Source organism: Mucilaginibacter sp. P25 (assembly GCF_050859465.1).
In the GTDB taxonomy this organism is placed as follows: domain Bacteria; phylum Bacteroidota; class Bacteroidia; order Sphingobacteriales; family Sphingobacteriaceae; genus Mucilaginibacter; species Mucilaginibacter gossypii.
This window is the reverse complement of sequence record NZ_CP193937.1, coordinates 6,525,008-6,537,155: the sequence shown is the minus strand read 5'-3', so window position 1 is coordinate 6,537,155 and position 12,148 is coordinate 6,525,008. Positions and strand designations below refer to the sequence as shown.

The window sequence follows — 12,148 nt, the reverse complement described above, 5'->3', positions numbered from 1 at the left end:
CAATAGGTGGTACAGATGCTAATGGCAACACCGTTAGTGGTGGTACAAGGGTTTTTAACAGCACGCTTAATGCCAATCCCGTATTGTTTCCGGCTATTTTCCCGGCATCAGATCTGCCTTATGTAAAACACCCGCTTTTTGGCAATGCCGCTCGGGGCACTAATGGCGAGGTGTATACCAACCCTTATGCATCCATGGTATCGGGGTTTCAGCAATACAGCACATCAACGCTTAACGTTCAGCTGGAGTTAAAGCAAGACCTGAAGTTTATTACCGAAGGTCTTTCGGCAAGGGGAATGGTTTATACCAAGCGCTATTCATACTTCAACTTAAGCAGGCAGTACATCCCATTTTATTATGCTGCAAGCCCCTCGGTAAGCGATCCTAAAGGTTATACCATTTCTCTCCTGAATGAAGGCACCGCTACTGAGTACCTTAACTACACACAAGGTGATAAACTGGTAAACACCACCACATATGGCGAGCTTGCCTTGAACTATAACCGCACTTTTAACAAGCTGCACAATGTAAGCGGTTTGCTTATCGGCATCAGGCGCAACTACCTTAACGGTAACGCCGGCACCCTTACATCATCTTTGCCTTTCCGTAACCAAGGTTTATCCGGAAGATTTACTTATGGGTTTGATGGTCGCTATCTTTTTGAAACCAACTTTGGTTATAATGGCTCAGAACGTTTTGCTCAAAATAACAGATATGGTTTTTTCCCGTCTGTGGGCGTGGCATGGAATGTAAACAACGAGAAGTTCTTTAAGCCGCTCGAGCATGTTATTAATAAACTCAAGTTCCGCGCAACCTACGGCCTTGTTGGTAATGATCAGATAGGCAACGCCGGCGACAGGTTCTTTTACCTATCAAACGTAACGTTGAATGATCCGGCCTATGGGGCCACTTTTGGCGAAAACGGCGGATATACAAAAAATGGTGTATCTATTTCAAGATATGCCAACGAAGGTATCACCTGGGAGAGGTCGAAAAAATTAAACTTAGGTATGGACTTAGGTTTATTTGATTCCATGAACCTTATTGTAGACGCCTACAAAGAACGCCGGAGCAATATTTTGATGGATAGGGCATATATCCCAACCACGCTCGGCCTTACCGCCCCGGTTAGTGCCAACGTTGGTGTTGCTGAGGCAAAAGGCTTGGATGTTGCTATGGATTACAATAAAAACTTTGGGAAATCGTGGTTGCAAATGCGGGGTACTTTCACCTATGCCACCAGCAAATTGCTGGTTAACGAAGAGCCGCAGTACCCATCTAACATGCTATATCTTTCACGGGTTGGCCAGTCGCTTACACAGGCCTACGGGTTGATAGCAGAGCGTTTGTTTGTGGATGATGAAGATGTGAAAAATTCGCCTAAACAAAACTTTGGCGAAGTAAGGGGGGAGATATCAAATACCGAGACCTGAACGGCGACGGGCAGATTACCAACCTGGATATGGTGAACGGGTTAGGATACCCAACCACTCCCGAAATTATTTATGGTTTTGGCTTTACCTACGGATATGGTAATTGGGAACTTAGTTCGTTTTTCCAAGGTTCGGCACGGTCATCGTTTTTTATCAATCCAAGCCAGATCTCGCCATTTGTGGCCAACGGGCCCGATCAGCATGGTTTGTTGGATGTGATAGCAAAAGATCACTGGTCGGAAGATAATCGGAACCTTTACGCTTTTTGGCCAAGATTAAGTTTAACACAAAATAGTAATAACAATCAATCATCAAACTGGTGGATGCGTAACGGATCATTCCTGCGGATGAAGAGTGCTGAACTGGCTTATAACATCAGAGAGAAAACACTTAAGCGGTACCATATCTCTTCTATCCGCCTTTATCTCAATGGTACCAACCTATTCCTGCTTAGCAGCTTTAAGCTGTGGGATCCCGAGCAGGGCAGCAATGGCCTTGGTTACCCGGTACAAAAGGTGTTTAACATCGGCGCGAACATTACATTTTAAACCAATTCAAATCGCATGAAAATTTTATCTGTATATAACCAATATTTCGGGCATATCCCGGGGAGGATGGTAAAGCTTTTACTATTAGTTGTATTGCTTACCGGGATAGCCTCCTGCAAGAAAAGCTATCTTGATGTAGTACCCGATAATGTAGCCACGCTCGATAACGTATTCGCTAACCGTACCGAGGCCGAAAAATACCTGTTCACCTGCTATTCATATCTTCCGCAGGAGGGCAACCCAGATAAAAATCCTGGCTTTAGCGGCGGTGACGAGGCCTGGACCTATTGGCCCATGACAGAGGATTACTTTTTCCTTGACCCTTACAACATTGCCCGAGGCGAACAAAACAGGGCAGACCCATACATGAACTATTGGGACCAGTTTGATAACCGTAACCTATGGCAAGGCATCAGAACATGTAATATATTTTTGGAGAACATCGACAGAGTGGCGGATCTGCAGCCTTATATAAAACTAAGATGGATTGCCGAAGCTAAGTTTATCAAAGCTTACCTGCATTGGTACCTGTTCAGGATGTACGGGCCAATACCTATCCTTGATAAAAATCCGCCGATAACAGCCAACCCCGGGGTGTTTAAAGTGTTCAGGCAGCCGGCCGACTCGGTGGTGAACTACATTGCTAAACTGATAGACGAGGCCGCCGCGGGTGATGCCAATACCGGCTTGCCAAGCACCATTACCAGTACTACTACCGAATTGGGCCGTATTACCAAAGTTGCAGCTTTAGCTATTAAGGCCAGGGTGCTGGTAACAGCTGCCAGTCCGCTTTTTAATGGTAATAACGATTTTGCCGGGTTTAAGGGAGTTGATGACAAATTGCTGTTTAACCCGCAATACGACGCTAAAAAATGGACACGTGCTGCCAACGCCTGCAAAATAGCCATTGATGCTGCCGCGGCCGCGGGCCGTAAGTTGTACTATTTTTCAAGTACAGATGTAGCGGTTGATGATGCTACTAAAATTGAAATGAACATTCGTAATGCCATTTGTGAAAAGTGGAACAACGAACTGATCTGGGGCCTTACCTCCGAGGCGGCAGCTTCAACCTTCTGGTTGCAACAATATGCCTGCCCGCAAATTGATCCGGATAACATTAACCTCAGTTTGAAAGGCAAATTGGCCCCGCCGCTAAAAATGGCAGAGCTATTCTATACCAAAAATGGTGTGCCGATAGAGGAAGACAAGACCTGGAACTATGCCGATAGGTTCAAACTGCGAACCGTTACCAATTTGGACACCTGGATGCAGGAAGGCTATCAAACTGTAGGTCTTCACTTTGAACGCGAGCCCCGTTTTTATGCCGATCTGGCTTTTGATGGTTCAACCTGGTTTATGCATAATGGCAACTATAATATCCAAAGTAAGTCTGAACAGTACACCGGCAAAAAGCAAAGTCGCCTGTATTCGGTAACCGGGTATTACACCAAAAAAGTAGTTAACTGGAACCTGGTTTATTCAAAAACAAATGTCACTATCGAATCATATCCATGGCCGGTTATGCGCCTTGGCGATCTGTATTTGTTATACGCGGAAGCATTAAATGAAACAGGTAACCCCGCTGCCGCATTGCCTTATCTTAACCAGATCAGGGCAAGGGCGGGTTTGAAATCGGTTGAAAGCTCATGGGCTACTTATTCAACCAATCCTACCAAATACACTACGGTTGCCGGCTTACGGGATATCATTCGCCAGGAGCGCGGGATAGAAATGGCTTTTGAAGGCAGTCGCTTCTGGGACCTCCGCCGCTGGAAAACCGCGCCACAGGTATTAAGCGCGCCAATATACGGCTGGGATATTATACAATCCACCTACGAGGATTATAACCGTCGGGTATTACTGTTCACGCCGAAGTTTGTTGCCCCGAGGGATTACTTCTGGCCGATAAAAGAAACCGATTTGCAGGTTAACCCCAACCTGGTACAAAACCCCGGATGGTGATTGGCTTAAACGACATTAAAAATGGAGATCATTTTAAAATATAAGATAATGAAAAAGATATTGTTCAGGTGCTACATCGTCCTGATTGTATTATTGGCCAACTCCTGTAAGCAGGATGAGCTTGCGCCTATTGTTAATGACCATACCCCGCCCGGCCCGGTAAGCAAGGTTACGGTGACTAACCTGAACGGTGCCGCCAAAATAAGCTACACCATACCCACCGATGGCGACCTGCTTTATATTAAAGCGGTATACGCTATCAAAAAAGGTGAGGCCAGGGAAACAAAAGTTAGCCGCTATAATAGCGATCTGACTGTGGATGGCTTTGGTAACAGCATGGATTATCAGGTAAAATTATACGCTGTAGACAAAGGTGAAAACGTATCGGCTCCGGTAGAGGTAACAGTACATCCGCTCACCCCGCCTTTAAAACTTACCCGCGATTCGTTAACTGTAACGCCAGATTTCGGTGGTATTAACGTTAAGTTTACCAATAGCACTAAAGCCAGTTTGGCTATCGTGGTGTTAGCTAACGATTCGTTAGGCGAGTTCGCGCCTATCCTTACCAACTATACCAACCTGCAAAAAGGTAATTTCTCAACTCGCAACTTGCCCGCCAAGCCAACCAAGTTTGGTATTTACACCCGCGACAGGTGGGGTAATTTGTCTGATACCCTACTGGTAACTGTTACTCCCCTGTTTGAAGAACTTTTAGACCGGACGAAGATCAAAGGCATAGCCCTGCCAACAGACGCGCCACTTGGCCCACAATACGGCGGCGGCATTGATGAACTATTTGATGGCGACGTAACCAACGCCGGTGGCTACTACCACACGGGCGATGCATCTAAAATGCCGCAACAGTTTACTTACGATATGGGTGTTACGGCAAAACTAAGCCGCTTAAGTTATTTCATGAGGGAGGGGTTTTTCTACTCGTTACACAATCCGCGTGTAGTAGAGATTTGGGGCACTAACACCATTAATCCCGATGGCAGCTATGACGGCTGGACCCTTTTAGCATCACATACTCAAATAAAACCATCAGGACTGCCTGAGGGCCAGCTATCGCAGGACGATATTGATGCCGCACGTGCCGGCGAAACCATCACATTTCCACTGGATGCCCCAAAGGTGAGATACATCAGGTTCCGGACGCTGAAAAACTGGTCGAACGGATCGTATGTGAATTTTAATGAAATAATGATGTGGGGAGATACTAAATAAAACAAACTGATCAATAAAAGTTTATGAAAGTAATAAAATATTTTGCGGTGCTGTGTCTCGTTGCCTTTATCGCAATATTAAGCTCATGCACTAAAAGCGGCGACGCTTATAAAAAATACATGGCGGGTGGTGAGATCACATATCCCGGCAGGCTGGATACTGTACTGGTGCATTCTGGTTACAATAGGGTGCAGTTATCGGCAACGCTTGGTAATGACCCACTGGTAACCAAAATGAGGGTGTTCTATAATAACCATCATGATTCAACAGAGGTTGCTATTACCCACGCTCCTGGCAAGGACACAGTAAATGTGATCATCGATAAACTGACCGAGGGTAACTACAGTTTTGATGTTTATACCTACGACGCGCAAGGTCGAAAATCTGTAGGGGTAAACGTTTCGGGTGTAGTTTATGGGCCGAGTTATTTAAACTCCTTGATTAACCGGAAGCTGAAAACCGTAGAACAATCACCCGATGGAAACAAAATAGAACTGGGCTGGGGCGAACCTGCAAATGGAGAGCTTGGCGTAGAGATAAATTATACGGCGGTTAATGGTTCTGCCAAAAAGTTCATCGTTCCGGCAAATCAAACCAATACCGAACTGCCTGATTATAAAGAAAGCAGCGTACTTACATTTAAATCCTTATTCAAGCCTGATACCACGGCGTTCGAAACATTTTCTCCAGATCCATCATCGGTCACCTTGCCCAAGTTTGAAAGGCAGTTTGATAAATCTAAATTCGCGGTAAAGATCTTACCTACAGATGTGCTTGAAGGCGGCTATGGTTGGCTGGAAGAGTATTTATGGGATGAAAGTTATAACCCGCCGGGCTTCGCAACAGAATCTACAATTCCATGCTGGTTCACTTTTGATGCCGGTACTTCTACCTCCTTAAGCCGGTTTAAAGTTTGGCAAGCTAACGATAGGCTTTATCAATTGCAAAGCGTAAAAACCTTCGAATTATACGGCAGTAATAACCCCAACATGGATGGAAGCTGGGCAAGCTGGACTAAAATAGGATCCTATACTTCGGTAAAACCATCTGGCCTCCCCGTAGGTCAGAACTCTGACACGGATGTCACTTTTGCCTTGGCGGGTGAAAACTTTTCTGTTCCAGCCTCAACTCCAAAATTCAGGTATTACAGGTTTAAGCTTCTATCTAATTATGGTGGGGATTTTATGACCTTGGAGGAAATTACTTTTTACACGCATGAAAGATAGCCTAAACATAGCAATGGTTATTTATACCAAAAAACTGTGTAAGCCAACATGGATATCGGTATCGACATAGTAGGCTGAGGTTTATAATTCATGCCTGGTTTTACTGTTTGACTAATCATTATCGTTGGATCGTAATTCTTTCGATAAGTGTAGAACTGAACAAAGGAAAGAATACTAACGGGATAGTTGCTAACGGGTACCTGATTGAAGTAATAAATTTTTAATGACAATGGGGTTTCTTCATTTACAGAAATCATGTAAGAGACCGCTTTGATAAAAATAATTACTGGCGTTTCATCAGTGCCTGGATCTGAGATATACTAAATAATAGAAATGAAAAAATCTGCTCGATATCGAACAGACTTTGTTCGGATTTGTCTATAATCCCATATGTACCGGGACTGGGAAATTAATTGAACACATTTATGGCTTCCTGATGATGGTAGAGCTGATTTTGGAGAAATATGAGTAGAAAAAGTTGAGTGAAAAACACGAATAATTGAGCCATTTTTCTTTGTAAAAGGTGTTCAATAAATCAACATGGGGGATTTATTGAACACCTAATTATTTTAATTCAAAAACTGACTAAATTTATTGGGGCAATACTAAACGCTAAGCTTGCCTTTAGTCGAACTATTTTATTAGTTCCGATATATGCTGTCTTATTTTGTTAATTAATTTACGGTCCGCAGTTCATGCGAGATTGAACAACGGAAAAAGTAAGGAGCAATTACCAGGCACTGTTTTGTTTGAGTACGCCATTTGATGAAGTAACAAAAGTTTGAGGAAGTGGGAAATGACTGAATTTGGCATAATTAAAATTAGTTCTCCCATAAACAGTCTTCAGCAGGTTTTCTGTATAACCGGTGCCTGAACTGCCATTGGGGCCGGCCACTTTGTTATATCTTACCAGGTCGTACCAGCGATTGAATTCAAGGGCCAGCTCTATCCGGCGTTCATGCCAGATGGCTAAACGCAATGTTGTTTTGTCTGTGGTTATGATTTGTGGAAGGATACCCGCTCCATCATTTTCGCCTGCTGCGACTGATGCCGCGAATGTTTTATTACCACGGGCTCTGAAACGGATCATTTCCAGGTATTTCAACGCATCGGATATATTCCCCAACTCATTATTGGCTTCAGCGGCTATCAAAATGATGTCGGCATACCTCAGATACATTGGGTTCACACTCTGAAAGTTAAAGTTACCGCCGTTCCAGTATGAATATGGCCAGATCACTTTTTTATTGGCATAATTGGTTGATGCCGGGAATGCCACCGGCTGGTTGTTGTTAAAGCCGGGAATGATGTCAGTTTTCGTAAAAATAGTCGCGCTCATTCTCGGATCACCTTTTTCATAACTGCTAACCAGGTTAGGTGAGGGGAAGATATCACCATTTGAACCCAGCGAAGGAAGCCCCTGGTATTGAAGGTAAGGTCCGTACTGGCGTCCGGCGGGCAGGGATGTGTTGTAAATAAATCCACCGGGCATCATATTTTCAGAAGAATACAATTGATCCGGGCTAAACAGGCTGCGGTAATTACTGTAAAGACTGTATTCGCCGCCATTGATAACTGCTTCGGCATATAATTTCGCGTTAGCATAATCCTGCTCATAAAGATAAACCTTCGATAGAAGTCCCTGTGCTGTGCCTTTGGTAACACGGCCAAGGTTGGCCGTTCCCCATTGGCTTCTCGTTGGTAAATGATCGATAGCATACTTCAGGTCTGATATCACCAGCTTAATGATATCCGCGTGCGAACTTTTTGGGATATTATATTCAGCAGTTGACACCGGGTCATGATCTCTCAGCGGGGCATCGCCGAACACATTAGTCAGGTCAAAGTTGTAATAAGCCCTGAAATATTTGGCTTGGGCTTCAAATAATTGTGCCGAATAGGGGGCTTTTAAAGTCGATGTACGGTCAATTACTACGTTGCAGTAATGGATATTTTCAAAGGCCCGTCCCCAGTAGCGCTCTATCATGTAATTATCCGTGAGGTAGCTGTAATCCTGGAATACTTTAAAGTCAGCATTCCCGCCCACAATAAAGTCATCGCCGCACATTTCTTTTGTTGAATACTGGTGTTGCCCTATCCGGAATTCCCTCCAGGCAATGGAACCATAAAGGCGGTTTACCGCCAAGCCAAGTGTTGTTGTATCGGCCGAAAAGGTTGCGCTCGAAAGCACCCCAAGCGGCTCTTTATCAAGAAAACTCTTTTTGCAGGAAGATGTCACAAAAAGCTCTAAAACAACAATGAATTTTATAATATTTTTCATAACTGTTATTTCTTATTTAAAAAGTTAAGTTTATACCCAATCTGGCAGTGCCTGAAACCGGATATGTCCGGAAATCATCGCCTATAGTTGAAACCCCGTAAGCATTTGATACTTCAGGAGAGAAGCCTTTGTATTTGGTTATGTAAAAAGGATTGGTGGTGTTGACATAAACACGAAGCCCCGAAATTCCAACTCTTTTCAATAGCTGCTTGTTGAAAGTATATCCCAGCTCGATAAACCGCGCTTTGATATAAGTACCGTCAAAAATGTTAAAATCGGATGATTGCGTTGTTGACGTGTTAACAGCGTAACGCGGAATGGTGGTATTGGTATGAGTAGGGGTCCAGGAATCCAGCCACTCAACATTCAGGTTGGATAACCCGGAGCTTACAAACTGGTTCCTGGTGTCATTGTAGATCTTACCTCCGAAACTGCCCATCATATCAATGGTTAGGTCAAAACCTTTGTAATCTGCCGAAAGCGTCAAACCTCCGACAAATTTTGCATAAGGCGAACCGATATCTGTTTTATCATTTGCATCCACGAAACCGTCGCCGTTTATGTCTTTGAACAGCAGGTCGCCAGGTTTTAATCCCGACCAGTACTGTTTTGTTGGATTGCCTGATTTTGATGCTGCTGTTGCGTTTAGCTGGTCAATCTGTGCCTGGCTTTGCACAATGCCGAGAGATTGATAACCATAAAAGTCACCAATAGGGGCACCTGCTTTTGACACGTGGGTAGATGGCACCTGGAAATCTGATGTATACGAAGTGAGGCCTTTAAAGTCCAGGATTCTGTTCTTATTGGCGGTACCGGTCACTTTTACACCATATCCAAGCCCCCCGATACGGTCATTCCAGCTTACCGCCAGTTCCACACCGCTGTTACGCACAGTTCCCGCGTTTGAATACGCAGGGGCGGTACCCGTTGAGCCCCCGGAACAGGCAATATTAACAACAGGTTTTTGGTGTCCCTGCGGTAATAGTCACCTTCAAACCGCAGCCTGTTTTTTAATGTGCCGAATTCGATGCCGGCATCAGTTTGCTGTGAAACCTCCCATGTAATATTAGGGTTTGAAGCGGCTACGATTGTTGCCATCGGATAGAAAACGCCGTTAAATACGCCGTCGTAGGTTGTTTCCTGATTAAGCAGGTTAAAGGTTTGGTAATTGGCGATTTTGTTGCTGCCTATCCGGCCCCAGCTCCCGCGTACTTTCAGGTTGTTTATCCACGAAACGTTCTTCAGGAATTTTTCTTCGGAGGCCCGCCATCCGAGGGCTACTGATGGAAAATATCCCCAGCGATGCCCTTCAGCGAATTTTGAGGAACCATCGCCACGGAACGAAGCGGTTAACAAGTACCTGTCCTTGTAGCTGTAATTGGCCCTGAAAAGATAAGAAAGAATAGATTCGCTGGAAGGCAATGCACCAAGTGAATTGATGTTTGATATCGGGTAAACCTGGATATAGCGATAATTGGGATCGGTTGTAGTTAACGGGCCGCTTCCTGTTACGTCCACTCCTCTATAATCAGTATTCTGCGCGGTATAACCGGCCAGGAGGTTCAGATGGTGAGATGCGCCAAGCTGTTTGTCATAAGTCAGCGTATTTTCCCATAGCCAGGTTGAAACCGCAGTATATCCATTTTCAATACTGGTTAAACTGCTTTGATTTGCCCCCAGGTTGTATGGAGGTGTGTATCTGTTGATATTATTCAAAGTATAATCTACACCATAGCTGCTCCGGAATGTAAGGCCTTTAAATAATTCATAGTTCAGGTATCCGTTACCAACAAATTGCAGCGGATGGGTTTGGGCATCTTTATGAAGATAAAGCTCCGCAAAGGGGTTAACAATGTCCACATCCTGGCCTGATGAAAAAGAGCCATCACTTTTGTAAACGGGGATCAAGGGTGATATGCGGGTTATTGAATTAATCCCTCTGCCCGTATTGGAGCCGCCATCACCATTATAATGGCTACTGGCCAATGAGAGGTTATGCCCGAAGGTTAATTTTTTGCTGATCTTATATTCGTTATCGGCGCGCAGAGTTAAGCGGTTATAGTTGGTGTATTTCAATACGCCATCTTCATTATGGTAACTGGCACTGATATTATAATTGACATTTTCGCTTCCTCCGCCAACAGACAGCTGATAATCGCTGACAATTCCGTTTTGAGTTACTTCTTTGGTCCAGTCGGTTCCGGCGCCTATCTGGCTGATATTATCGTAAACCGGTGCTGCGCCTGCATTAGTTTTAAACAGGTTTACTAATTGGGCGTATTCCTGGCTATTGGCAACGTGAAACTTACGTGTAAGAAACTGGAATCCCTGACTTGTTAAAAAATTGATAACTGGTTTGCCTGGTTTCCCTTTTTTTGTTGTTACAAGTATAACTCCGTTTGCTCCGCGCGATCCATATATCGCGGTAGCGGAAGCATCTTTTAAAATTTCCATCGACGCGATATCATTCGGCGCAAGGAAGCTAATATTGGTCACCATCATACCGTCAACAACATATAGCGGGGTAGGGTCGCCGTTTGTGCCAAGCCCGCGTATCAGTACTGTAGGTGCGGCGCCGGGACCACCCTGGCTCAGTATCTGAACGCCAGGTATTTTCCCCTGCAGCGCCTCGGCCGCGTTGCTGCCCCCGATTTTAGTTAGGTCGGCGCTCTTTATGCTGGTTACAGCGCCGGTAAGGTCGGATTTGCGTTGAACACCGTAGCCAACTACTACCACTTCGCTAAGCGAATTATCTTTTGCTTTCAGCTTTATGTCGATAACTGCCCGGCTGTCAACATTAACTTCCTGGGCCTCGAAGCCGGTGTAAGTGAACACGAGATAAACGCTACCGTCCGGAACGTTCAATGAATAATTGCCGTTCAGATCTGTTTGGGTACCTGTGGATGTTCCTTTCAACCGGACAGAAACGCCGGGTAAAGGCTGGCTGTTATCATCCGTCACTTTACCTTTCACCACAAAAGCATTAAATTGTGCTCCGTTCAAGTAAATAATGACGGTATTGTCTTCACCGAGCTGGTACTTAATGGCAGTGTTACTGGTTAGCAGGTCCATCACCGCATGGATGGATGCGTTACTTACCTCAATAGATTTAAGCTTATCAATGTGCCTGATCGTTTCATCGTTATAAAGAAAGTGATAGTCAGATTTTTTTCGATCTCCCGGAATGCAGTCTTCAAGCTTACATTCTTCAGGTTAAGATTGATCGCGGTCTGCCCGAAACCCTTTGAATAGGATTGCAGGGTCGAGACAATGATCAGGAAAAGTATAAATTTTGTCATGAGAAGAACGTTCAAAAGTCGTTCGTGCCGCAAATAACATATGCGGCCTTGATTTTTTTCATAATTTAGTATCAAGGGTATTTAACTAATTGGTTTATTAAGACGGACTGGTAGTTATGTACCATTTGACGGGGAATGTTGGAAGCATTTCCCGTTCTTTTTTATCGCTGGT

8 protein-coding genes are annotated in these 12,148 nt (G+C 44.5%); 5 read left to right on the top strand and 3 right to left on the bottom strand.

What is annotated here, in order from left to right; translation table 11 throughout:
- The first annotated feature begins 83 nt into the window (after nt 1–83).
- The 5 genes from ACRQ5D_RS32970 to ACRQ5D_RS32950 are packed head-to-tail and all read left to right on the top strand — an operon-like array spanning nt 84 to nt 6,396.
- Nucleotides 84–1,433 carry a hypothetical protein gene (locus tag ACRQ5D_RS32970; protein ID WP_432327901.1) on the top strand — a complete coding sequence of 450 codons (1,350 nt, stop codon included), beginning with the start codon at nt 84–86 and terminating at the stop codon, nt 1,431–1,433.
- Between the two features lie 29 nt (nt 1,434–1,462).
- A complete protein-coding gene (locus tag ACRQ5D_RS32965) occupies nt 1,463–1,981 on the top strand; it encodes a hypothetical protein (RefSeq protein ID WP_431198842.1) in 519 nt (172 codons plus the stop codon).
- Between the two features lie 15 nt (nt 1,982–1,996).
- Nucleotides 1,997–3,943, top strand: coding sequence for a RagB/SusD family nutrient uptake outer membrane protein (locus tag ACRQ5D_RS32960; protein ID WP_256337466.1), 1,947 nt, complete (start codon nt 1,997–1,999; stop codon nt 3,941–3,943).
- A gap of 48 nt (nt 3,944–3,991) precedes the next feature.
- The gene (locus ACRQ5D_RS32955) at nt 3,992–5,170 is read left to right on the top strand and encodes a DUF5000 domain-containing lipoprotein (RefSeq protein WP_176844497.1); all 1,179 of its coding nucleotides are present in this window, start codon (nt 3,992–3,994) and stop codon (nt 5,168–5,170) included.
- A gap of 23 nt (nt 5,171–5,193) precedes the next feature.
- Entirely contained in the window at nt 5,194–6,396 is a 1,203-nt protein-coding gene (locus ACRQ5D_RS32950; RefSeq protein WP_091169975.1) for a DUF4998 domain-containing protein, read from the top strand.
- A gap of 730 nt (nt 6,397–7,126) precedes the next feature.
- Here the strand turns inward: ACRQ5D_RS32950 and ACRQ5D_RS32945 are convergent.
- From ACRQ5D_RS32945 to ACRQ5D_RS32935, 3 genes are read right to left on the bottom strand one after another with little or no spacing between them, the layout of a single operon-like run.
- A complete protein-coding gene (locus tag ACRQ5D_RS32945; RefSeq protein WP_091169972.1) occupies nt 7,127–8,677 on the bottom strand; it encodes a RagB/SusD family nutrient uptake outer membrane protein in 1,551 nt (516 codons plus the stop codon).
- Between the two features lie 16 nt (nt 8,678–8,693).
- A complete protein-coding gene (locus ACRQ5D_RS32940) occupies nt 8,694–9,569 on the bottom strand; it encodes a hypothetical protein (protein ID WP_431198841.1) in 876 nt (291 codons plus the stop codon).
- Complete coding sequence (locus ACRQ5D_RS32935; RefSeq protein ID WP_432329940.1) at nt 9,539–11,749, bottom strand: SusC/RagA family TonB-linked outer membrane protein; 2,211 nt, start codon at nt 11,747–11,749, stop codon at nt 9,539–9,541. The genes ACRQ5D_RS32940 and ACRQ5D_RS32935 overlap by 31 nt, the downstream gene beginning before the upstream one ends.
- Nucleotides 11,750–12,148: the final 399 nt, after the last annotated feature.

What these genes read in the sequence shown, in the direction of transcription:
- ACRQ5D_RS32960 (WP_256337466.1), top strand. Translation starts at nt 1,997, where the DNA reads ATGAAAATTTTATCTGTATATAACCAATATTTCGGGCATATCCCGGGG.
- ACRQ5D_RS32945 (WP_091169972.1), bottom strand. Translation starts at nt 8,677, where the DNA reads ATGAAAAATATTATAAAATTCATTGTTGTTTTAGAGCTTTTTGTGACA.
- ACRQ5D_RS32965 (WP_431198842.1), top strand. Translation starts at nt 1,463, where the DNA reads ATGGTGAACGGGTTAGGATACCCAACCACTCCCGAAATTATTTATGGT.
- ACRQ5D_RS32950 (WP_091169975.1), top strand. Translation starts at nt 5,194, where the DNA reads ATGAAAGTAATAAAATATTTTGCGGTGCTGTGTCTCGTTGCCTTTATC.
- ACRQ5D_RS32955 (WP_176844497.1), top strand. Translation starts at nt 3,992, where the DNA reads ATGAAAAAGATATTGTTCAGGTGCTACATCGTCCTGATTGTATTATTG.
- ACRQ5D_RS32935 (WP_432329940.1), bottom strand. Translation starts at nt 11,749, where the DNA reads ATGGACCTGCTAACCAGTAACACTGCCATTAAGTACCAGCTCGGTGAA.